We start from the raw sequence: 22158 nt of genomic DNA on the forward strand, positions 1-22158 counted from the left end.
CGCCTCGAAGGGCGCTAGCTTGGTGGCACCTTTGAACACGCGGGAGCTCGGAGCACCGGGCTGAGAGGGCGCTGATATCCGTACATCCGTACGGGACAGGCTGCGCCGACCGCCGAACCTGTTACCGGGTAATGCCGGCGTAGGGAGTAGGTCTCATGACCACATCGGACGCACGCACGCCTGCCTCGAACCAGAGCGACGAGGCCGGAAAGTCCATCGGCTGGCACAAGGGATACGTCCAGGGCTCGCGCCCGGACCTCCGGGTGCCGGTCCGGCAGGTGCACCTCACCAACGGCGACGCCGTGACGCTGTACGACACGTCCGGGCCGTACACCGATCCCGCCACCGACACCGACGTCCGCCGCGGCCTCGCGCCGCTGCGGGAGAACTGGATCGTCGCCCGCGGCGACACCGAGGAGTACGCGGGCCGCCCGGTCCGCCCCGAGGACGACGGGCTCAAGCACACCTCGCCCCGCGGCGGACTGCGCAACCTCGACGCGGTCTTCCCCGGCCGCCCGCGGCAGCCGCGCCGCAGCCGCGACGGGCAGCCGGTGACCCAGCTCGCGTACGCCCGCTGGGGCGAGATCACCCCGGAGATGGAGTACGTGGCGATCCGGGAGAACGTCGAACCCGAGGTCGTGCGTGAGGAGATCGCCGCCGGCCGGGCGGTCCTGCCGGCCAACGTCAACCACCCGGAGATCGAGCCGATGATCATCGGTAAGCGGTTCCTGGTGAAGGTCAACGCCAACATCGGCAACTCCGCGGTCACCTCCTCCATCGAGGAGGAGGTCGAGAAGATGACGTGGGCGACGCGGTGGGGCGCCGACACGGTCATGGATCTCTCCACCGGCCGCAACATCCACACCACCCGCGAGTGGGTTCTGCGCAACTCCCCGGTGCCGATCGGTACCGTTCCGCTCTACCAGGCCCTCGAAAAGGTCGACGGCAGGGCGGAGGAACTGACCTGGGAGATCTACAAGGACACCGTCATCGAGCAGGCCGAGCAGGGCGTCGACTACATGACGGTCCATGCCGGCGTGCGCCTCCCGTACGTCCCGCTCACCGCCCGCCGCAAGACCGGCATCGTCTCCCGCGGCGGTTCGATCATGGCGGCCTGGTGCCTGGCGCACCACAAGGAGTCGTTCCTGTACGACAACTTCGAGGAGCTCTGCGAGATCCTCGCGACGTACGACGTGACGTACTCGCTGGGCGACGGGCTGCGTCCCGGCTCGATCGCCGACGCCAACGACGAGGCGCAGTTCGCCGAACTGCGCACGCTCGGCGAACTCAACACGATCGCCAAGCGGTTCGGCGTCCAGACGATGATCGAGGGCCCGGGCCATGTCCCGATGCACAAGATCAAGGAGAACATCGACCTCCAGCAGGAGATCTGCGAGGAGGCGCCGTTCTACACGCTCGGCCCGCTGACCACCGATGTGGCCCCGGCGTACGACCACATCACCTCCGGCATCGGCGCCGCGATGATCGCCTGGTGGGGGACGGCGATGCTCTGCTACGTCACGCCCAAGGAGCACCTGGGCCTGCCCAACCGGGACGACGTGAAGACGGGCGTCATCACCTACAAGATCGCGGCCCATGCGGCCGACCTCGCCAAGGGGCACCCGGGTGCCCAGGACTGGGACGACGCGCTGTCGGACGCGCGCTTCGAGTTCCGGTGGGAGGACCAGTTCAATCTGGCTCTCGACCCGGACACGGCGCGGGAGTTCCACGACGAGACGCTGCCGGCGGAACCGGCGAAGACGGCGCACTTCTGCTCGATGTGCGGCCCGAAGTTCTGCTCGATGAAGATCTCCCAGGACATCCGTCGTGAGCACGGCGGTTCGCAGTCGGAGATCGAGGCGGGCATGGCGGAGAAGTCCAAGGAGTTCGCGGCGGCCGGCAACCGCGTCTATCTGCCGATCGCGGACTGAGCCATTGGGTGGAGCACTGCGCCGGGGCGCTGCGGGAACCGTCCCGGCTCAGTGCACCTCTGCGGGGCCGAAGACCAGAAGGAAGAGCAGGGCCACGGGGACAACGAGACCCGCTCCGATCGCCGGCACGAGGACGAACGAACAAGGGATTCGACCCGGTCAGTCCAGCTCGTGTTCCGGGCCGCCGAAGTCCGGGCTGGTGAAGTCGGGGCTGGTGAACGACGGGCGGGGACCCGCCGCCGGGCCCTCCTCCGGGCTCGAGAAGTCCGGCCTGGAGTAGCCGATTTTCGGGATGCGGTTGGCCGAACGGTGCGGTGTACGAGATGCAGGGCCGGCCGTGGGATCGGCGAGCGCATCCCGCAGGAACGGCAGGATGCCCCGCTCCAACAGCGCATGGCGCCAGGCCTCCCTGGCGCGCGCCACATCCTCCGGCAGCTCGTCCTCGGTGTCCTCGGCCGGCAGCGACGTCGAGCCGTTGCGCAGCGCCGTGGTGAGCAGTCCGATGGCGGCGGCCAGTATCGCTGCCGCCATGACCGCCGCGAAGAACCAGCCGGCGGTGACCATGGTGTCGGCGAACGACGGGGGCCGATTGAGCATCTTCAGGATGTAGCCGACCAGCAGGAAGATCAGCGCGGCGGTGCCCGCGAGCATCGGCGCCAGGACGGTGACGACCGCCCCTATGCCGGCGCCCGGCCGGTCCGGATCGTCCGCTTCGGACCCGAGGCCCGACCCCTGGGCCGAGTCGGCGGCCGGTCCGCGCAGCTCTTCGCGGACCTTCACGTAGTGGTCGTACTCGGTGGCTGCCGCCGCGGTGATCAGGGCCGTGGCGTTCAGCGCCATGGTGCGCAGCTGTTCGGTGTTGAGCCGTTCGCCGACTCCGGCCAGATCCGGTCGTTCGTGCGCGTGACGTAGCGCATCGCCGAGGATCCGCTCGTACTCGGGTCGGTCCTCGGCCAGCAGGTGCGGAGCGCTGTTCATGTGCATCCCCCGATGCTCCGTTGGGCCTGAGTACCCGCTTGGACCGGGCAGTTGGGCGGAAACGGAGGAGAGCCTGCTACTGATAGGCCGATGGTAGAGCGCCCACGGCACGGGGTGACAGGGGGTTTCCGTAAATAGGCCCAGTGGTCGGCGTGGTCAGGTCGTGGATGCGTCTTCCCCGAAGACCGTCAGTCATGCAACGGCAGCCGGACGACCAGCAGCTTTCCAGCCATGGTCACACCGCCGTCCATGGCGATGGCGAGCCCGTCCGCGTACAGGTGCGGGCCGTCCACCACGGGGCCGGCGCTGTCCTCGCCGTCCTCCGAGCCGACCTCGCCGAGCAGATACGGAATGGGGCTGTGACCATGGACGATGCGCTGGCCGCCGTACGCCGCCATCAGCTCCTGGACCGCCTGCGAGCCCCCCTCGTCGCGGAAGGCGAACCGCTTGGTGAGCTTGCGGAACAGGTCCCAGCACTCGTCGGCGTCGTTACGCGTGAGAATGGCGTGCACGGTCTCGTTGACGTCTTCGATGGTGGAGCCGTAGTCGAGGTACGCCGTCGTGTCGGAGTGCATCAGAAGGTGCCCGTCCTCCTCGACGACCGCGTCGAGACGGGACATCCACTGGAGGTGGACGTCCTGGAGCCGCTCCATGTCGGTCTTCTGGCCGCCGTTGAGCAGCCAGGCGGCCTGGAAGGTGGCGGTACCCGCACCGGAGTTGACCGGCGTGTCGGCGAACCGCTTGGCGCCGATGAGCAGCAGTTCGTGGTTGCCCATCAGAGCCTTGCAGTAGCCGCCCGCGGCCGCGGCCTCGGCGGACAGACGCATGACCAGGTCGATGACACCGATGCCGTCCGGACCGCGGTCGGTGAAGTCGCCGAGGAACCAGAGCCGGGCGTTGCCCGCGGCCCAAGCACCTTCGGCGTCGATGAGGCCCTGTTCCATGAGGGCGTCGCGAAGCTCGTCCAGATAGCCGTGGACGTCGCCGACCACGTACAGCGGTCCGAGCCCCTGGTCCGTGGCGGGCCGCGGATCCGGGACGGTCTGCACCTGGACGGTGTCACCGCGGTTGATCACGGGAAGATCGCGCGCGGTGGGTGTGTATCCCTCCGGCTCGTCGCCCGGTACGGCATTGCCGGGGTGCGGCGCCGCGGGTGGCGCCGGAGTCTGCGCATAGGGCGGCACACGGAAGTCACGCAACGTCGCCGTCCGCTCCACGGGTTCCTGACCGGCCCCCTGTGTCATCGACCCCTCCACCACCGTCGCGCCGCCGTACACCTGACGGGCCCTGCTGGTCGGGGTGGTCCGCGGTGTCGTGCGCCCATCATAGGAATGCGGATCGTGCAGTGTGATGCACCAGGGGTGGTGAATCCGGGCGCACGACAGGTTCACCGGGCGATTGGTCCCAATTGGCCTGATCAATCCCTGGACGGGGACCGAGGTGGGCTGACCGTGGTGCGGGGCGGACGGCGTTGCGAGGACGTCCGGACGATGAGTTCGGTCGGTATGACCCGCTCCACCGGACCGTCCTGGTCGACGCCTTCGATCGCGTCGATGAGGAGCTGGACGACCGCGGTGCCGATCTGGCGCGGTTTGAGTGAGAGCGTGGTGATGGGGGGCTCGGTCGTCGCGTACACGGTGGACTCGCTGCAGCAGACGAGCAGCAGATCCTCGGGCACGCGCAATCCGTACCGGCGGGCGGCCGCCAGCAGGTCGGTGCCGTTGGGGTCGAAGAGCCCGTACACGGCGTCGGGCCGGTCCGGGCGGGCGAGGAGCCGGTCGGCGGCGACCGCTCCCGCGCACGGGTCGTGGGCGGGATAGGACTCGTACACCGGATCCTGGCCCACGCGCTCGCACCAGTGGAGGTATGCGGTGGTGGAGAGCCTGGTGTACGTGTCGGTGGTGGTGCCGGTGAGCAGGCCGATCCGGCGGGCCCCGGCGGCGGCGAGGTGGTCGAGGAGGTCGAGCACGGCGGCCCGGTGGTCGTTGTCCACCCACGCGGTGACCGGCAGGGTGCCGGCGGGGCGGCCGTCCGAGACGACGGGCAGCCCCTGGCGGACGAGTTCGGTGACGACCGGGTCCTGGTCGGAGGGGTCGATGACGACGGTGCCGTCGAGGGCGACGTTCGACCAGACGTCGTGGCGTGAGGTGGCGGGAAGGATGACAAGGGCGTAGCCGCGGGCCAGCGCGGCGGAGGTGGCCGCTCTGGCCATCTCGGCGAAGTAGGCGAATTCGGTGAAGGTGAAAGGTTCATCCCCGTACGTCGTCACGGTCAGGCCGATGAGGCCGGACTTGCCGGTACGGAGGGTTCGGGCCGCGGCGGACGGGCGGTAGCCCAGGCGCTCGGCGACCTCGCGGACATGGCGGCGGGTGGCGTCCGGGAGCCGTCCCTTGCCGTTGAGCGCGTCGGAGACGGTCGTGATGGAGACCCCGGCGGCGGCGGCCACATCCCGGATTCCCGCTCGTCCCTGCCGGCCGCCGCGCCGGGGTGTGTCCGTCCGGCTCACCTGGTGCTTCCCTGCTGCTGTCATGGCGAGCCGATAGTAGGGCTCGGGCAGGCGGTTGGGCCGGTCGCATATTCACGCATTGACAGGCACGTTTCTGCATGATCGTTTGATGCCAAATGCCTTGCAAAGCAAGGACGTTGATGGGGTCAACGGCAGTGTGTGATGCGTCGATGAGGATGGGCCTACTAAATGGTCGATGTTTCGAAGAGGTCTCAACTCACCTCTTCGGGGGACGCGCGCTACGGAGTGAGCCACCGGCGCACGCCGGGATGAGGGACGCTCCCCCCATTCCCGGCCCACCGGACGATTCCTTCGCTCGCCCATTCGCACCGGCGCGCAATCCTCATAAGGTGAGCAGTATTGATGTGTACGACGGTCGAGGAGGACCTGCGGTGAGCGAGACGAGCCCCAAGCTGCGTGCCGAACTGGACGGTGTCCCCGCCTATGTGCCGGGCAGGCCGGCGGCGGCCGACGGGCCGCTCGCGTTCAAGCTGTCCTCCAACGAGAACCCGTATCCGCCGCTGCCCGGCGTGATGGAGTCGGCCCTGGCCGCGGCCGCGAACTTCAACCGCTACCCGGACATGGCCTGCACCGGTCTGATGAACGAGCTGGCCGACCGGTTCGGCGTGCCCGTCTCGCACCTCGCCACCGGAACCGGCTCCGTCGGGGTGGCGCAGCAGCTGCTCCAGGCCACGTCGGGCCCGGGCGACGAGGTCATCTACGCCTGGCGCTCCTTCGAGGCGTACCCGATCATCACCCAGGTCAGCGGCGCGACCTCGGTGAAGGTGCCGCTGACCGACGGCGAGGTGCACGACCTCGACGCGATGGCGGACGCGATCACGGACCGTACCCGGATGATCTTCGTCTGCAACCCGAACAACCCGACCGGGACGGTGGTGCGCAGGGCCGAGCTGGAGCGGTTCCTGGACCGGGTGCCGGGCGATGTGCTCGTGGTGCTGGACGAGGCGTACAAGGAGTTCATCCGCGATGTCGAGGTGCCGGACGGCATCGAGATCTACCGGGACCGGCCCAATGTGGCGGTGCTGCGGACGTTCTCCAAGGCCTACGGTCTGGCCGGTCTGCGGGTCGGATTCGCAGTGGCCCACGAGCCGGTGGCGGCCGCACTGCGCAAGACGGCGGTGCCGTTCGGGGTCAGTCAGCTGGCACAGGACGCGGCGGTCGCCTCGCTGCGTGCCGAGGACGAACTGCTCGGCCGGGTCGGCTCCCTGGTCTGCGAGCGCATCCGGGTGCACAAGGCTCTGGTGAGCCAGGGCTGGACCGTTCCGGAGTCGCAGGCCAACTTCGTCTGGCTGCGGCTCGGCGACCGCACGCTGGACTTCGCCGGGGCGTGCGAGCGGGCCGGAGTCGTGGTCAGGCCGTTCGCGGGCGAGGGCGTGCGGGTCTCGATCGGCGAGGACGAGGCGAACGACGTGTTCCTGAGGGTGGCGGAGGCGTACCGCAAGGAGCTGTAACCGAAGTCCCGCTTGCGCATACGGCGCGAGCCTCGTGCGTGCAGCGGTGGGTGTACATGCCGCGGCCGGCCTCGCGCTTGCCGCGACCAGTCGCGGCGCGGCGTGTACGCGTGCACCGAAGGCCCCGTACCTCTCGTTCGTCGAGGTGCGGGGTCTTCGCGTGGGAGCGTCCCGATAGGGGGACCCCCATCGAACACCCCGAAAGTCCGTGCGCCATAATGCTTGTGAATGTGAACGCGTTCACAAGCGCGTCCTGTTCCTCCCGTGATCGGTCGGTTTGCAGTGCACACTTCCGCTCACTACGGCGACGTAAGGAGAAGACGACGTGGAGCTAGCTCTGGCGCCCGAGACCTTGGCGCGATGGCAGTTCGGAATCACCACCGTCTACCACTTCCTCTTCGTTCCCCTGACGATCTCTCTCGCCGCGCTCACCGCCGGCCTGCAGACCGCCTGGGTGCGGACCGAGAATCAGAAGTACCTCAGGGCCACCAAGTTCTGGGGCAAGCTCTTCCTGATCAACATCGCCATGGGTGTCGTCACCGGCATCGTGCAGGAGTTCCAGTTCGGCATGAACTGGTCCGACTACTCGCGCTTCGTCGGCGACGTCTTCGGCGCCCCGCTGGCCTTCGAGGCGCTGATCGCCTTCTTCTTCGAGTCCACCTTCATCGGGCTGTGGATCTTCGGTTGGGACAAGCTGCCGAAGAAGATCCACCTCGCCTGCATCTGGATGGTCTCCATCGGGACGATCCTCTCCGCGTACTTCATCCTCGCGGCGAACTCCTGGATGCAGCACCCGGTCGGCTACCGGATCAACAAGGAACGAGGCCGGGCCGAGCTCACCGACTTCTGGCATGTGCTCACCCAGAACACCGCGCTCACCCAGTTCTTCCACACCATCACGGCGGCCTTCCTGGTCGGCGGCGCGTTCATGGTCGGCATCGCCGCCTTCCACCTGGCGCGCAAGCAGCACATCCCGGTGATGCGCACCTCGCTGCGGCTCGGACTGATCACCGTCGTGATCGCCGGACTCCTCACCGCCGTCAGCGGCGACCTGCTCGGCAAGGTCATGTTCAAGCAGCAGCCGATGAAGATGGCCGCCGCCGAGGCTCTCTGGGAGGGGCAGAACTCGGCACCCTTCTCGATCTTCGCGGTCGGCGATGTGGCCAAGGGGCACAACACCGTGGAGGTCTCCGTCCCGGGGATACTGTCGTTCCTCGCGGACGACAACTTCCACTCGTACATCCCCGGCATCAACGACATCAACAAGGCCGAGCAGGAGAGGTTCGGACCCGGCGACTACCGGCCCAACATCCCGGTCGCCTTCTGGAGCTTCCGCTGGATGATCGGCTTCGGCATGGCGTCCTTCGGTCTCGGCCTGCTCGGACTGTGGCTGACACGGAAGAAATTCATGCTGCGACCGGGGCTGCGGACCGGTGAGGACGAGGTGCCGCATCTGGTCCTCTTCAAGAGCAAGGCACTCAGCCCGAAGCTCACCAAGCTCTACTGGATCGTCGCCCTCTGGACGCTGCTCTTCCCGCTGATCGCCAACTCCTGGGGCTGGATCTTCACCGAGACGGGCCGCCAGCCCTGGGTCGTCTTCGGGGTTCTGCAGACCCGAGACGCCGTCTCCCCCGGCGTCTCGCAGGGCGAGGTGCTCACCTCGATGATCCTCTTCACCCTGCTCTACGCGGCGCTCGCTGTGATCGAGGTCAAACTGCTCACGAAGTACATCAAGGCCGGGCCGCCAGAACTCACGGAGTCCGACCTCAACCCGCCCACCAGGATCGGCGGCGACGACCATGACGACGCCGACCGGCCGATGGCCTTCTCCTACTGAGAGCAGAGGAGCGGAGAGATGGAACTCCACGACGTCTGGTTCGTCCTCATCGCCGTCCTCTGGACCGGCTACTTCTTCCTGGAGGGATTCGACTTCGGGATCGGTGTCCTCACCAAGCTGCTGGCCCGTGACCGCCAGGAACGGCGGGTCCTGATCAATACGATCGGGCCCGTCTGGGACGGCAATGAGGTATGGCTGCTCACTGCGGGCGGCGCTACCTTCGCTGCCTTCCCGGAGTGGTACGCCACGCTGTTCTCCGGCTTCTACCTGCCGCTGCTGATCATCCTGCTCTGCCTGATCGTGCGTGGTGTCGCCTTCGAGTACCGCGCGAAGCGGCCCGAGGAGAAGTGGCAGACCAACTGGGAACACGCGATCTTCTGGACTTCGCTGATCCCGGCCCTGCTCTGGGGTGTGGCCTTCGGGAACATCGTGCGCGGCGTGAAGATCGATGCCGACATGGAGTACGTGGGCAACTTCGGGGACCTGCTCAACCCGTACGCGATCCTCGGCGGTCTGGTCACGCTCTTCCTGTTCACCTTCCACGGTGCGGTGTTCGCCGCACTCAAGACGGTCGGGGACATCCGGGAGCGGGCGCGGGGCATGGCGCTCAAGCTGGGTCTGGTCACCGCGGTGCTCGCGCTCGGTTTCCTGATCTGGACCCAGGTCGACAACGGCGACGGCAAGAGCCTTGTCGCGATGATCGTCGCTGTGCTGGCGCTGGTCGGAGCGATCGGTGCCATAGCGGTGGGACGTGAGGGCTGGTCGTTCGCGCTCTCCGGAGTGACCATCACCGCCGCGGTCGCGATGCTCTTCCTGACGCTCTTCCCGAACGTCATGCCGTCCTCGCTGAACGACGCCTGGAACCTCACGGTCACCAACGCCTCGTCCAGTCCGTACACACTGAAGATCATGACCTGGTGCGCAGGGATCGCCACCCCCGTGGTGATGCTGTACCAGGGATGGACGTACTGGGTGTTCCGCAAGCGGATCGGCACGCAGCACATCGCCGAAGCGCACTGACGCACCCGGGCCTCTCTTCGGGCGAGCGAAGGGCCCCGGCCCTTCGCTCGCCCCGGTCCACCGAACGAGCTCTCTGGGGGCTGTTTCACGTGAAACCGATCGACCCGCGTCTGCTCCGTTACGCCCGCGCCACCCGGCTCTTCCTGGCGGCCGTGGTGGCACTCGGAGTGGTCGGGGCTGCGCTGGTCATCACTCAGGCCATGCTCATCGCCGACGTGGTGGTGGGCGGGTTCGAGGACGGGCTCACCGTTCCCGGGCTGCGCACCCCGCTGATCCTGCTCGTGGCGGTCGCGCTCGGCCGCGGGCTGGTCTCCTGGCTGACCGAGCTGGCCGCGTACCGGGCCAGTGCGGCGGTCAAGTCCGAGCTCCGCGGCCGGCTGCTCGACCGGACGGCGGCGCTCGGACCGGACTGGCTGAGCGGCCAGCGCACCGGCTCACTGGTGGCGCTCGCCACCCGTGGTGTCGACGCGCTGGACGACTACTTCGCGCGCTATCTGCCGCAGCTCGGACTCGCGGTGGTCGTTCCGGTGGCAGTCCTCGCCAGGATCGTCACCGAGGACTGGGTATCGGCAGCGATCATCGTGGTCACGCTGCCGCTCATCCCGCTCTTCATGATTCTGATCGGCTGGGCCACCCAGTCCCGGATGGACCGCCAGTGGCAGCTGCTCTCGCGGCTCTCCGGACACTTCCTCGACGTGGTCGCCGGACTGCCGACGCTGAAGGTCTTCGGCCGCGCCAAGGCCCAGGCCGAGTCCATCCGCACCATCACCTCGCAGTACCGCAGGGCCACCCTGCGGACCCTGCGGATCGCCTTTCTGTCGTCCTTCGCCCTGGAGCTCCTCGCCACCCTTTCGGTGGCACTGGTCGCCGTCACCATCGGCATGCGGCTCGTGCACGGTGAACTCGACCTCTACACCGGCCTGGTGGTGCTGATCCTCGCGCCCGAGGCCTATCTGCCGATCCGGCAGGTCGGGGCGCAGTACCACGCGGCAGCCGAGGGGCTCGCGGCCGCGGAGGAGATCTTCGCGATCCTGGAGACCGAGCCGCGGGCGGGCGGTGCGGCGGACGTCCCGCCGTCGCTGCGGCTGGAGCTGGAGGGGGTGACCGTCCGGCACGAGGGCCGTGCCGAACCTTCGCTGGACGGGGCCTCGCTGGTGGTGGACGAGGGGGAGACCGTCGCCCTGGTCGGCCCGAGTGGTGTCGGGAAGTCCACGCTGCTCAATGTGGTGCTGGGGTTCGCGGCGCCCGACGAGGGACGGATACGGGTCGGCGGCGTCGATCTGGCGATGCTCGCGCCCGAGCGCTGGCGGGAACGGATCGCCTGGGTGCCGCAGCGCCCACAGCTCTTCGCGGGCACGATCGCGGAGAACGTGCGGCTGGCCCGGCCGGACGCGGACGACAGCGCGGTGACGGCGGCGCTGCGGGACGCGGGGGCGTACGACTTCGTGGCGGAACTGCCCGACGGCGCGCAGACACTCCTCGGCGAGGACGGCGCGGGACTCTCCGCCGGTCAGCGGCAGCGGCTCGCGCTTGCGCGGGCGTTCCTCGCCGACCGGCCGCTCCTGCTGCTCGACGAGCCGACCGCGAGCCTGGACGGCGAGACGGAGGCGGGGATCGTCGAGGCGGTACGGAGACTGGCGGCGGGGCGGACCGTGCTGCTGGTCGTGCACCGTCCGGCGCTGCTCTCGATCGCCGACCGGGTGGTGGAGCTGGAACCCGGTGCGGCACCGGCACGGCAGTGGGCAACGGTGTCGGACGAGGGGGCGGCCGTGGTACCCCGGCAGGCGCGCACGGACGGCTCCGGGAACCGGGACACGTACGGAGCCGGGCAGGAGCCCGAGGTGCTGCGGGAGACCGCAGCCCGGTCCGGGCAGGTACTCGCCCGGGTCCGGGAGGCCGCAGGGGCACAGCGCGGACAACTGGCGCTCGCGCTGCTGCTGAGCAGCCTCGCTCTGGCGTCGGCCGTCGGACTCATGGCCGTCTCCGGCTGGCTGATCTCCCGCGCCTCCGAACAGCCCCCGGTGCTCTATCTGATGGTCGCCGTGACAGCGACCCGCGCCTTCGGGCTCGGGCGCGCTGTCTTCCGCTACGCCGAGCGTCTCGTCTCGCACGACGCTGTGCTGAAGATGCTCGCCGAGCTGCGCGTCGCCGTGTACCGCGGACTGGAACGCATCACACCGGCCGGACTGGGCCGGACGCGGCGAGGGGATCTGCTGTCCCGGCTCGTGGCCGATGTGGACGCGCTGCAGGACTACTGGCTGCGGTGGCTGCTGCCTGCCGGAACCGCGGTCGTGGTGGGAGCTGCGGCAGCCGGGTTCACCGGCTGGCTGCTGCCCCAGGCGGGTGTCGTGCTCGCTCTCGGACTGCTGCTGGCCGGGGTCGGGGTGCCGCTCGTGAGTGGCGCCTGTGCCCGTCGTGCGGAACGCCAACTGGCGCCCGCGCGGGCCGATCTGGCCACCCGGATCACCGATCTGCTCGGCGGGACCGCCGAACTGACCGTCGCGGGCGCGCTGCCCGCGCGCAAGGAGAGGACGCGGGAGGCCGACACCGTCCTGACCCGGATCGCATCACGCGCGGCGACGGCCACCGCACTCGGCGGCGGCCTCTCCGCCCTGATCTGCGGCCTCACCGTCGTCGCCGCCGCACTCGTCGCTCTCCCGGCGGTTCACGACGGACGGCTGGAGGGTGTGGAACTCGCGGTGGTGGTGCTCACCCCGCTTGCCGCCTTCGAGGCCGTCACCGGGCTGCCACTCGCCGTGCAGTACCGGCAGCGGGTCAAGCGGAGCGCGGAGCGGGTGTACGAGGTGCTGGACGCCCCGGTGCCGGTGCACGAGCCCCTGACCCCGGCCGAGGCCCCCGCGACACCTTTCCCGCTGGAGGTACGGGGGGTGGCGGCCCGCCATGCGGGAGCGTCGCGGGACGCCCTGGACTCCGTCGACCTGACGCTGACCGCAGGCCGGCGCATCGCGGTCGTCGGCCCCTCGGGCTCCGGGAAGACCACCCTCGCGCAGGTCCTGCTCCGCTTCCTGGACGCGCGGGCGGGGACGTACCGGATCGGTAGTGTGGAGGCCTCGGCGCTGGACGGGGACACCGTCCGGCGGTTCGTCGGGCTCTGTGCCCAGGACGCGCATGTCTTCGACAGCTCCATCCGGGAGAACCTGCGGCTGGCCCGTACCGTCGCAACGGACGACGAGCTGCGGGCCGCCCTCGCCCGGGCACGGCTGCTCGACTGGGCAGAAGCGCTGCCCGACGGGCTCGACACCCTCGTCGGCGAGCACGGGGCGCGTCTCTCCGGCGGCCAGCGCCAACGGCTCGCGCTGGCCCGGGCGCTCCTCGCCGACTTTCCCGTGCTCGTTCTGGACGAGCCCGCCGAGCATCTCGACCTGGCGACGGCGGACGCCCTGACCACAGATCTGCTGGTGGCGACCCGGGGCCGCACGACAGTCCTGATCACCCATCGACTGGCGGGGCTCGAAGCGGTCGACGAGGTATTGGTGATGGACGCAGGCAGGATCGTGCAGCGTGGTCCGTATGCCGCTCTCGCGGCGGCGGACGGCCCGCTGCGCCGGATGCTGGAGCGCGAACGGGAGACTGTGCGGGCGGCGGATCGAGTGCCGGACGGTGCCGCGCGGGCGTAGCAGGAGGGTGGCGGCTGCCGGATCGATTCGCAGGACCCATCGGTCCACTTTCCTCCCCAAATAGGACTAACTAGGCTCTGGGTATGGCAGAGCAGGACCCGAAGGACTCACTCGAAGCCGCAACGCAGGCGACCCGCGGTCTGCAGGGCCTGTCCACCGAGCTCACCGCCCGCGTCCCGCAACTGCTGGAAGCGATGCGATCCGTCGGCACCGGGCTCGAACTGCACTCCACCCTCGATCGGATCTGCGAGACCGCCGCCGAGCTCACTCACGCCGACTACGCCGCCATCGGCGTCGCCGACGAGGGGGGCAAGGGGCTTTCCGACTTCCTCACACACGGGGTGTCGACAGAGGTGGAAGCCGCCATCGGGCACCGGCCCGACGGGCACCGGGGGCTTCTCGGTGCACTGCTCCACGACCCGGCCCCCGTGAAGCTCGCCGATCTGACGGCCGATCCGAGGTTCGCCGGATTTCCGCCGGGCCATCCCCCGATGCGGACCTTCCTCGGCGTCCCGATCCGGGTGCAGGGCGAGATCTTCGGCAATCTCTATCTGGCCGAGAAGGACGGCGGGGGCGAGTTCACCGACTACGACCTGCACATGGTTCGGGTGCTCGCCACAGAGGCCGGGATCGCCATCGGCAACGCCCGGCTGTACGAGGCGGCACGCCAGCGCGAGCGGTGGATCGACGGATCGGTGGCCGTGACCACCGCGCTGCTCTCCGGCGGGGACGCCGACGACGCCCTCGCCGTCGTCGCCGAGCAGGCTCGCCATCTCGCTGCCTCCGCCGCGGGGATCGTGCTTCTTCCGGCCGAGGGGGGCGGGCTGGAGGTCGTCGCCGTCTCCGCCGACGAGCCGTCCGCCCCGCTCGGGGTGATCATCGGCCCGGAGAGCCCGGTGGTGGCGAAGCTGCTGGCCGGCGAGGCGGTCTTCACGGACGACTCGGCCACCGACTTCCGCATGGTCACCGGTCTTGCCCACCGATTCGGCCCGAGCATGCTGCTGCCGCTGCACAGTGGCGGACGGGTGCTCGGCGCACTCGCCACCCCGCGGGCCCGGGGCGACCGGCCGTTCACCGAGACCGAACGGACCCTGGCCACACAGTTCGCCTCGCAGGCCGCACTCGCGCTGATGATGGCCGAGGCGCAGCGGGACCGGGAGCGGCTCGCAGTGTATGAGGACCGTGACCGGATCGCCCGTGACCTGCACGACCTCGTCATCCAGCGGCTGTTCGCCACCGGGATGATGCTGGAGAGCGCCCAGCGCCGGTCGCTGGTGCCCGAGGTGCAGACCGGTGTCGGCCGGGCGGTCGACGAACTGGACGTGACGATTCAGGAGATCCGTACCGCGATCTTCGCGCTGCAGCAGGAACCGGCCGAAGCACCGTCCGGGCTGCGCATCCGCGTCCTGCGCGAGATCAACATGGCGGCCGTCCCGCTCGGCTTCAAGCCCGCGCACCGCTTCCTCGGCCCGGTCGACTCACTGGTCGGCGAACTGACCGGCAAGAACCTGATCGCGGCGTTGCGGGAGGCGCTGTCGAACGCCTTCCGGCATGCCGGGGCGTCCCGCATCGACGTGGTGGTCGATGCGACTGTCACGCTGCCCGACGGACGCGACGCGGTACGTCTGTCGGTCGCCGACGACGGGGTGGGCATCCCGGAGGGCGGCCGGCGCAGCGGGCTGCGGAACCTGGCGCGCCGGGCGGAATCGCTGGGTGGGGCGAGCTGGTTCGGGCCGGGAATCGCTGAGGACGGGGGCGGCACGACGGTGGTGTGGGAGGCACCGCTGTGACGGCCGTCTTTCGACGTTCGGGCGGGCCTCGGGGTGAACGGCGTCTCAGCCTTCGCTACGGTGCCTCCGGCGCTCGGCAACGAGCCGCTCGATGACGACCGCGACACCGTCCTCGTTGTTGGTGACGGTCCGACCGGAGGCGGCGGCCAGCGCTGCGGGGTGGGCGTTGCCCATCGCGTACGAGGTGCCCGCCCAGCAAAGCATCTCCACGTCATTCGGCATGTCCCCGAAGGCGACGACCTCGGCGGGCGAGATGCCGCGTTCGGCGCAGCAGAGCGCCAGCGTGCTGGCCTTGGAGACGCCGGGACCGCTGACTTCCAGCAGGGCCGTGGGGCTGGACCGGGTGAAGGACGCGCGGTCACCGGCTGAGGTGCGAGCCACTTCGAGGAATTCGTCCGGTGCCAGTTCCGCGTGGTGCGCGAGGAGCTTCAGCACGGGGGCGCCTGAGCCGCGCACCTCTTCGTGGAGCAGCTTCTCGGCGATGGCGACGGTGGCACCCGGGTCGAGGTGAAACGGCGGGTAGGACGGTTCGTAGTGGATGCCGGTGGTCAGCTCGACGGCGAACGAGGTGCCGGGGGCGGCCACACGCAGGGTGTGGACGACATCGAGGGCGACGTCGCGATCCAGCGACCGGACCTGGACCAGCTCGCCGCCCGCGTGCAGATCGGCGACCGCGGCGCCGTTCGCGCAGATCGCCAGACCATGGCCGTGGACATGGTCGCTGACGACATCCATCCAGCGGGCGGGCCGGCCGGTGACGAAGAAGACCTCGATCCCGGCATACTCGGCCGCGGCGAGTGCCGCGATTGTGCGGTCCGAGACGGTTTTGTCGTCGCGCAGCAGAGTGCCGTCCAGATCGGTTGCAATCAGCCGGGGAACGGCAGGCAGAGGCGAATCGATAGCTGAGGTCACCCAGCCATTCTCGCGTACGGGAGCGCACGGGTGTGCGGAGGGGCGCGCATTTGAGGATGCGCGCCCCTGAGCTGGGGAACATGCCTACGGCATATGCCAGAGGATCCGACGAGCCGCTGCCGCGCTGTCGGTGACGGGTGTGCAGCCAGTGGGCGCGGCGGGTACAGAGGTCGGCGGGCGGCAGGTGCGGGTCAGCCGAGCTGGGACAGGCCCTCCGTGGCGATCCGCTCGAAGACCTTTTCGTCCGCCGCGAAGTCGGAGTCCGCGATCGGCGTGTGGATGACGATCTCCGTGAAGCCCAGCTCGAAGTGGGTGCCCGCGAAGTCCACGAACGCGTCGAAGGACTCCAGCGGGCGGTCCGGGGTGAAGCCGGTGAGCAGGATCTTGTCCAGCTCGGCCACATCCCGGCCGACAGCCTCGCAGGCCGCGCCGAGCTTGGTGATCTGCCCGCGGATGGCCTCCACGGACTGCTCCGGGGTGCCCGTCTCGAACAGCTTGGGGTCTCCGGTGGTGACCCATGCCTGGCCGTACTGTGCGGCGAGCTTCAGCCCGCGCGGCCCGGTGGCGGCCACCGCGAAGGGCAGCCGCGGCCGCTGTACACAGCCGGGGATGTTCCGCGCCTCGTTCGCCACGTAGAGCTCGCCCTCGTGCGTGACCGACGGCTCCCGCAGCAACCGGTCGAGCAGTGGCACGAACTCGGCGAAGTGATCTGCCCGTTCGCGCGGGGTCCAGGGCTCTTCGTCGCTCCTGCGCAGCGTCGTGGCGTCGAAACCGTTGCCGCCTGCGCCGATGCCGAGGGTGATACGTCCGTCGGAGACATCGTCCAGCGTGATGAGGTCCTTGGCCAAGGTCACCGGGTGCCGGAAGTTGGGGGACGTGACAAGCGTGCCCAGACGCAGCCGCTCGGTGACGGCGGCCGCGGCGGTCAGGGTCGGAATCGCACCGAACCACGGTCCGTCGCGGAAGGTCCGCCAGGCCAGATGGTCATACGTGTACGCGGCGTGGAACCCCAGCTCCTCGGCGCGCTGCCAGATCTTCCGGCCGTCGCTCCAACGGTGGATCGGCAGAATTACAGTGCTCAGACGCATACCTACGACCATACGGTGGACGTGCTGCGGACAAAAAAAGCCCATGACAGCCCCTAACGACGGACGCTGCGGCTGAGCCAGGGCGACAGAGTTCCGCGCGGCACGAGCTCCTTGTAGGTCTCGTCACCGGGCAGCGGCACAACCAGCCACCAGACGGGCGGGAAGACCTTGCCCTTCACATGGGCCATCCCGGTATGGACCGACCGCAGGAAAGCGGGCACGGAGTCGCGCGGGACGTCGGGGAACTCGATGCCGTCGACAGTGATCTTCGCGTCGTCCTCAGGGAAGACCTGAATGGTGACGGCCGGGGAGCCGCTCAGCTCGACGAAGGCCTCGTGCGGCAGCGAGCCGTCCGGATCGATGACCGCGAAGGCGCCGGCGGAAGTACGCCGGGAGAGCTGGTCGGCGCCGATGTCATCGGTGGTCCGCACCTCCAGATCGAATGCGCGGGCGACCTCGCGGATCGCTACGACTACGGCTTCGGTGCCGGCGAAGTGCGGACGGTCCATGCTCACGATCATGCCGCGTGCCACCGGTCGGTGCACTGGGTCGGTGTGGTGGGCGACGGTGCGATCGGACCCCGGTCGGTTCCGTTCGGGTTCAGCCGGGGAAGCGCAGGAACTCGGGCGGTACCGCCTCCGTGAGCCAGACCCCGTTCGCGCTGACGTAGAAGACATGACCCGCTCGGTGCATCGCGGCCGCGTCCACGGAGAGGACGACAGGTCGGCCGCGCCGGGCACCGACATGGGTCGCCGTCTCACGGTCGGGCGAGAGGTGGACGTGGCGTCGGTTCATGGGGCGTAGCCCCTCGGTACGGATCGCGTCCAGGGCGTGGCCCACCGTGCCGTGGTAGAGGTACGCGGGCGGCTCGACCGGCGGCAGATCGAGGTCCACCGGGACGGTGTGGCCCTGGCTCGCACGGATGCGGTCGCCTTCGATGGCGTAGCGCTGTTTGTCGTTGACCGCGACGACGTGATCGAGCTCGGCCCGGGTGATGGGGAAGTTGTGCCGGGTCGTGGCGCGGAGCAGCTCGTCGATCGGCACCCAGCCGTTCGCATCAAGAGCGATGCCGATCCGCTCGGGGTGATGCCGCAGGTGTTTCGAAAGGTACTTGGACACCTTGACGGTGCGTCTTTCGTCCATCCCGCAAGAGTGCCCGTGACGATCTCGTCGGCGCATCCGGATTTGCTCAGGATTCACACCAGCGATTTTCGTCCACAGGTTTGATCCACAGCCAACTTGAGTTATCCACAGGGTATTTGGCGATTCTGTGGACAAGTGACTGTGAAATCAATCCATTTGATCAACTTCACTGATTTTGGCGCGTGATGTGGCAAGTGCATCCAATGTCCGTGCCTGGACTTCGCGTTCGGTGGCGGCTACGACGAAGGCCGCGACGTTCTGTGGCCCAACGAGCTGTTCGACAGCTCGGATTGTGTCCGATGCCAGGAGTACGGGACGGGACTCGCCCGCAGGCGGGGCCGGACCGAGCGGTGTGTCCGCGCCGAGGTGATGCTGGAGGTGACGGGTGGCGAACGTCCGCATGGCGCGCGCCAGTTCCGCATCGACTGTCTGCTGGGCGAGCGGGCGGAGTCGCCGCACGAGCTCGGCGGCTTCGGCCGCATCCGCGTCCGTCGGTGGACGATGACCGAGGTAGCGGGCGAACACATGCTCCGTGGTGAACTCCAGGAACCGGCAGGCGATGTGTTCGACCTGGCCGCGAAGTTCCCTCAGATGCCCGGAGATTGCGGTCAGCGGTACACCGGCTCCATGCAACTCGACTGCTACCGAAAGCTCTTGTGGACTCGGCACCAGAAATTCGTCGGGCCGTCCCAGGATCGGCTCGAGCACACCGAGCTCGACCGCCTCGGCGACCGCCTGGTCGTCCTGCACACCTCCGAACTTCCTGTGCAGCTCGTCCCGGGTGATCCGGTCGGCCTGTTCGTCCGTCCAGGGCCCGTGCACCTCGGCGACGAGCCCGAGCACCCCGCCGAGACCGCGGCCCGCGTCCCACGCCTCCAGCAGTTCCTTGATGCTGGCCAGTGTGTAACCGCGGTCCAGCAGGTCGGCGATCTGCCGGAGCCGGGCGAGATGCGTGTCCCCGTACACATTGGCCCGGCCGCGCCGCTCCGGTGTCGGCAGCAGTCCCCGGTCCTGGTAGGCCCGGATCGTGCGGACCGTGGCGCCGCTCGCATGCGCCAGGTCCTCGATCCGGTACTCGGCGGCAGATCGGCTCGTCACCGCCGATGTTCCCTGCCCGGTCACAGCGGCGGCTTCAGCCGGGCGATCCCGCGCAGCGCGCCGGGGCCGAACCTGGACAGGAACCGGGCGGCGCGGGCCTCCGGTGTCACCGGCACCACGGCCCGGTTGTGCACCACGGCCTCGATGATCGCGTCGGCGACCTTCTCCGGAGGGTAGTTGCGCAGCCCGTACAGTCGGCTGGTCCGCTTCTGCAGCCGTTTCTCCTCGGCGGCGTCGGCCCCGGCGAAGCGCGTCGTCGCAGTGATGTTGGTGTTCACGATGCCGGGGCAGATCGCACTGACCCCGATCGAGCGCTCGGCCAGTTCGGCCCGCAGGCACTCGCTGAGCATCAGCACGGCCGCCTTGGAGGTGCTGTACGCGGGCAGCACCCGGGACGGCTGATACGCGGCGGCGGACGCGGTGTTGACGATATGGCCGCCCTGGCCACGCTCGGCCATCTGCTTGCCGAAGATCCGGCAGCCGTGGATGACTCCCCACAGATTGACGTCGAGGACGTTCTTCCATTCCTCGCTCGTGGTCTCCAGGAAGGAGCCCGACAGTCCGATCCCGGCGTTGTTGACCAGGACGTCGACGATGCCGTACTCGGCGGCGACCTTCTCGGCGAGCTTCTCCATCGCCTGCTCGTCGCTGACGTCGACCGCCTCCCCCCAGGCCGCGGGGGAGCCGATCAGACGGGCCATCTCGGCCGTTCTGGCCGCCCCTTCCGCGTCCCGGTCCACGGCCACCACCCGGGCGCCGGCCTCGGCGAAGGCGAACGCGGTGGCCCGTCCGATACCGCCGGCCGCGCCCGTCACCAGCACCAGCTGCCCGCCGAACCGGTCCGCGTGCGCCCCGGTCGGTGCGGGGTCGGGGAGCGGCCGCCCGTCCTCCTGAGCCGACTCGATGCCGGCCACGAACTCGCTGATCCAGGAAGCCAGCTGGTCCGGCCGGGTGCGTGGTACCCAGTGCTTGGCCGGCAGGGTGCGTCGCACCAATTGCGGTGCCCACAGCTCCAGTTGGTCGTAGAGATGTTCCGAAAGGAAGATGTCACCGGTCGGTGTGATCAGCTGGATCGGCACATGTGCGAAAGCGTCTTCACGCGGCCTGCGCAGCCGGGCACGGACGTTGTCGCGGTAGAGCCAGGCGCCGTGCGCCGCGTCGTTCGGCAGGGACGGTGTCGGGTAGTCGCCCGCGGGCACGCTCTCCAGCCGCTGCAGTATCCGGGGCCACCGCTTGCCGAGCGGACCGCGCCAGGCAAGCTCCGGCAGCACCGGAGTGTGCAGCATGTACACATACCAGGACTTGGCGCCCTGGCCGAGCAGCTGGCCGACCCGGCGCGGGGTGGGCCGGGACATCCGCTGCTTGATCCAGTGCCCGAAGTGGTCCAGGGAGGGACCCGACATCGAAGTGAAGGAAGCGATCCGGCCCTCGGTGCGCTTGACCGTCGCGAACTCCCACGACTGGACCGAACCCCAGTCGTGCCCGACCAGATGCACCGCGCGGTCCGGGCTCACCGCGTCGGCCACGGCCAGGAAGTCGTCGGTCAGCTTCTCCAGCGTGAACCCGCCGCGCAGCGGCGTCGGAGCCGTCGACCGGCCGTGTCCGCGCACGTCGTACAGCACGACATGCCACTGCTCGGCCAGCTGCTCCGCGACCTCCGTCCAGACTTCCTTGCTGTCCGGGTAGCCGTGCACGAGCACGACCGTGGGACGCGTCTCGTCGCCCAGCTCGGCAACACACAACTCGATCCCGCCGGTACTTACCCGGCGCTCGCGGATCCCCGGCACATCCTGAAGACTCACGCCGCCACCCTCTCCTCGGCCCAGCGCCGCACATGCGGCAGATCGTCGTCCAGCCAGAAGGCGCTCTGTTCGGGGTCCTTGGAGTCGGTGACGACCAGTATTTCTTCGAACTTGGCGCCTGTGCCCCGGAATCCGAGATGGGGCTCGACCGCCCACAGCCCCGGCTGCGGGGGATGGTCGGAGAAGCTGTACGGACTCCACAGCGGTGACCAGCCGTCCCGGTGCCCGTGCAGTGCATCGCTGACCAGCCCCTTGAGCGACTGCGTACCGAACCCGAAGACACGCGGGGACCAACGGCGTTCGGCGACGCGGTCGATCTTGTGAGCGATGACTCCGAAGGGGTACGCGCGATGTCTGTTGGCATACCCCTGCCTGATCATGAGGCGCTCGACGTCCTCATAGATCTCGCGCAGCGAACGCCGCTCGCGCACCTCGCGCAGAATCAGCGCGCGGTGGGCCTCCAGATCGGCGAGGAGCTTGTCGTGCAGCGGGTTGAGCCCGAGACAGCCGGAGTATCCGATGTCCGCCGTGAACCCCTTGTACACCGGAGCCATGTCGAGGATGAACGGCATCCCCGGCTCCAGCTTCCGGTTGGTCGGGAAGAACTGCAGTGGCACCTTGAAACCGGCGAACGCCGTACGGTCCCCGAACCAGGCGAACGGGAGATGGAACCAGTCCCGCACCCCGCGCTCGCGCAGCCACTCCCGCTGCATCCGGGCCGCCTCGCGCTCCGTCACGCCCGGTTCGAGCCGGGCGGCGACCGCCTCCGCGCATGCGTACGCGAGGCGCTGCACCTCTCTGAACCCCTGGAGTTCCGGGGCCGTTGCGTCCTTCACCGGTGATGCCATGCCACCGTCCGTCCCATGCCGTGTGCGGTACGTGCTCGTAACGTGACATTGATGAATGTGACAATGCTCGGCGGCTACGTCAAGGGGCGTGCGCA

16 protein-coding genes and 1 riboswitch are annotated in these 22158 nt (G+C 69.1%); of the genes, 6 read left to right on the forward strand and 10 right to left on the reverse strand.

Annotated elements, in window-relative coordinates; all coding sequences use genetic code 11:
* The first annotated feature begins 29 nt into the window (after window positions 1-29).
* A riboswitch (TPP riboswitch) is annotated at window positions 30-163 on the forward strand.
* Window positions 156-1931: a phosphomethylpyrimidine synthase ThiC gene (gene thiC, locus OHA03_RS14060; RefSeq protein WP_267004174.1), complete on the forward strand. Its 1776-nt coding sequence runs from the start codon at window positions 156-158 to the stop codon at window positions 1929-1931. It overlaps the preceding riboswitch by 8 nt.
* Before the next feature lie 159 nt (window positions 1932-2090).
* Here thiC and OHA03_RS14065 read toward each other — a convergent pair whose 3' ends face one another.
* The 3 genes from OHA03_RS14065 to OHA03_RS14075 form a co-directional block, all read right to left on the reverse strand.
* Window positions 2091-2915: a hypothetical protein gene (locus tag OHA03_RS14065; protein WP_267004176.1), complete on the reverse strand. Its 825-nt coding sequence runs from the start codon at window positions 2913-2915 to the stop codon at window positions 2091-2093.
* 182 nt (window positions 2916-3097) lie between these two features.
* Window positions 3098-4153, reverse strand: a complete 1056-nt coding sequence (locus OHA03_RS14070) for a metallophosphoesterase (RefSeq protein WP_323181207.1) — start codon at window positions 4151-4153, stop codon at window positions 3098-3100.
* A 173-nt stretch (window positions 4154-4326) separates the two neighbouring features.
* Entirely contained in the window at window positions 4327-5439 is a 1113-nt protein-coding gene (locus OHA03_RS14075) for a LacI family DNA-binding transcriptional regulator (protein WP_267004178.1), read from the reverse strand.
* 368 nt (window positions 5440-5807) lie between these two features.
* On the opposite strand from OHA03_RS14075, the gene hisC reads away from it, so the two are divergent.
* From hisC to OHA03_RS14100, 5 genes are all read left to right on the forward strand, one after another.
* Window positions 5808-6887, forward strand: a complete 1080-nt coding sequence (gene hisC / locus OHA03_RS14080; protein ID WP_267004180.1) for a histidinol-phosphate transaminase — start codon at window positions 5808-5810, stop codon at window positions 6885-6887.
* Between the two features lie 325 nt (window positions 6888-7212).
* Window positions 7213-8724: a cytochrome ubiquinol oxidase subunit I gene (locus OHA03_RS14085; RefSeq protein WP_267004182.1), complete on the forward strand. Its 1512-nt coding sequence runs from the start codon at window positions 7213-7215 to the stop codon at window positions 8722-8724.
* A gap of 18 nt (window positions 8725-8742) precedes the next feature.
* The gene (gene cydB, locus OHA03_RS14090) at window positions 8743-9744 is read left to right on the forward strand and encodes a cytochrome d ubiquinol oxidase subunit II (protein ID WP_267004184.1); all 1002 of its coding nucleotides are present in this window, start codon (window positions 8743-8745) and stop codon (window positions 9742-9744) included.
* 89 nt (window positions 9745-9833) lie between these two features.
* Window positions 9834-13382, forward strand: a complete 3549-nt coding sequence (cydD, locus tag OHA03_RS14095) for a thiol reductant ABC exporter subunit CydD (RefSeq protein WP_267004186.1) — start codon at window positions 9834-9836, stop codon at window positions 13380-13382.
* A gap of 83 nt (window positions 13383-13465) precedes the next feature.
* Window positions 13466-15172, forward strand: a complete 1707-nt coding sequence (locus OHA03_RS14100; RefSeq protein WP_267004188.1) for a GAF domain-containing sensor histidine kinase — start codon at window positions 13466-13468, stop codon at window positions 15170-15172.
* Window positions 15173-15217: 45 nt separating this feature from the next.
* Here the strand turns inward: OHA03_RS14100 and OHA03_RS14105 are convergent, their stop codons facing one another.
* The 7 genes from OHA03_RS14105 to OHA03_RS14135 all read right to left on the reverse strand — a co-directional run bounded on the left by OHA03_RS14105 (window position 15218) and on the right by OHA03_RS14135 (window position 22063).
* Complete coding sequence (locus tag OHA03_RS14105; protein WP_267004190.1) at window positions 15218-16084, reverse strand: Cof-type HAD-IIB family hydrolase; 867 nt, start codon at window positions 16082-16084, stop codon at window positions 15218-15220.
* Between the two features lie 191 nt (window positions 16085-16275).
* Window positions 16276-17217 carry an LLM class flavin-dependent oxidoreductase gene (locus tag OHA03_RS14110; RefSeq protein WP_267004192.1) on the reverse strand — a complete coding sequence of 314 codons (942 nt, stop codon included), beginning with the start codon at window positions 17215-17217 and terminating at the stop codon, window positions 16276-16278.
* An 8-nt stretch (window positions 17218-17225) separates the two neighbouring features.
* Complete coding sequence (locus OHA03_RS14115; RefSeq protein WP_267004194.1) at window positions 17226-17681, reverse strand: hypothetical protein; 456 nt, start codon at window positions 17679-17681, stop codon at window positions 17226-17228.
* 91 nt (window positions 17682-17772) lie between these two features.
* A complete protein-coding gene (locus OHA03_RS14120) occupies window positions 17773-18315 on the reverse strand; it encodes an RNA 2'-phosphotransferase (protein ID WP_267004196.1) in 543 nt (180 codons plus the stop codon).
* A 147-nt stretch (window positions 18316-18462) separates the two neighbouring features.
* Window positions 18463-19413, reverse strand: coding sequence for a MerR family transcriptional regulator (locus OHA03_RS14125; RefSeq protein ID WP_267004198.1), 951 nt, complete (start codon window positions 19411-19413; stop codon window positions 18463-18465).
* Window positions 19414-19433: 20 nt separating this feature from the next.
* Window positions 19434-21215 (reverse strand): SDR family oxidoreductase, encoded by a 1782-nt coding sequence (locus OHA03_RS14130; protein WP_267004200.1) that lies wholly within the window; start codon window positions 21213-21215, stop codon window positions 19434-19436.
* Window positions 21212-22063, reverse strand: coding sequence for a M24 family metallopeptidase (locus tag OHA03_RS14135; protein ID WP_267004202.1), 852 nt, complete (start codon window positions 22061-22063; stop codon window positions 21212-21214). The genes OHA03_RS14130 and OHA03_RS14135 overlap by 4 nt, the downstream gene beginning before the upstream one ends.
* Window positions 22064-22158 lie beyond the last annotated feature (95 nt).

This window comes from Streptomyces sp. NBC_00154, from assembly GCF_026342835.1.
Lineage (GTDB): Bacteria > Actinomycetota > Actinomycetes > Streptomycetales > Streptomycetaceae > Streptomyces.

What these genes read in the sequence shown, in the direction of transcription:
- OHA03_RS14070 (WP_323181207.1), bottom strand. Translation starts at nt 4,153, where the DNA reads ATGACACAGGGGGCCGGTCAGGAACCCGTGGAGCGGACGGCGACGTTG.
- OHA03_RS14100 (WP_267004188.1), top strand. Translation starts at nt 13,466, where the DNA reads ATGGCAGAGCAGGACCCGAAGGACTCACTCGAAGCCGCAACGCAGGCG.
- OHA03_RS14115 (WP_267004194.1), bottom strand. Translation starts at nt 17,681, where the DNA reads ATGGACCGTCCGCACTTCGCCGGCACCGAAGCCGTAGTCGTAGCGATC.
- OHA03_RS14110 (WP_267004192.1), bottom strand. Translation starts at nt 17,217, where the DNA reads ATGGGCTTTTTTTGTCCGCAGCACGTCCACCGTATGGTCGTAGGTATG.
- OHA03_RS14120 (WP_267004196.1), bottom strand. Translation starts at nt 18,315, where the DNA reads ATGGACGAAAGACGCACCGTCAAGGTGTCCAAGTACCTTTCGAAACAC.
- OHA03_RS14065 (WP_267004176.1), bottom strand. Translation starts at nt 2,915, where the DNA reads ATGCACATGAACAGCGCTCCGCACCTGCTGGCCGAGGACCGACCCGAG.
- OHA03_RS14075 (WP_267004178.1), bottom strand. Translation starts at nt 5,439, where the DNA reads ATGACAGCAGCAGGGAAGCACCAGGTGAGCCGGACGGACACACCCCGG.
- cydB (WP_267004184.1), top strand. Translation starts at nt 8,743, where the DNA reads ATGGAACTCCACGACGTCTGGTTCGTCCTCATCGCCGTCCTCTGGACC.
- thiC (WP_267004174.1), top strand. Translation starts at nt 156, where the DNA reads ATGACCACATCGGACGCACGCACGCCTGCCTCGAACCAGAGCGACGAG.
- OHA03_RS14135 (WP_267004202.1), bottom strand. Translation starts at nt 22,063, where the DNA reads ATGGCATCACCGGTGAAGGACGCAACGGCCCCGGAACTCCAGGGGTTC.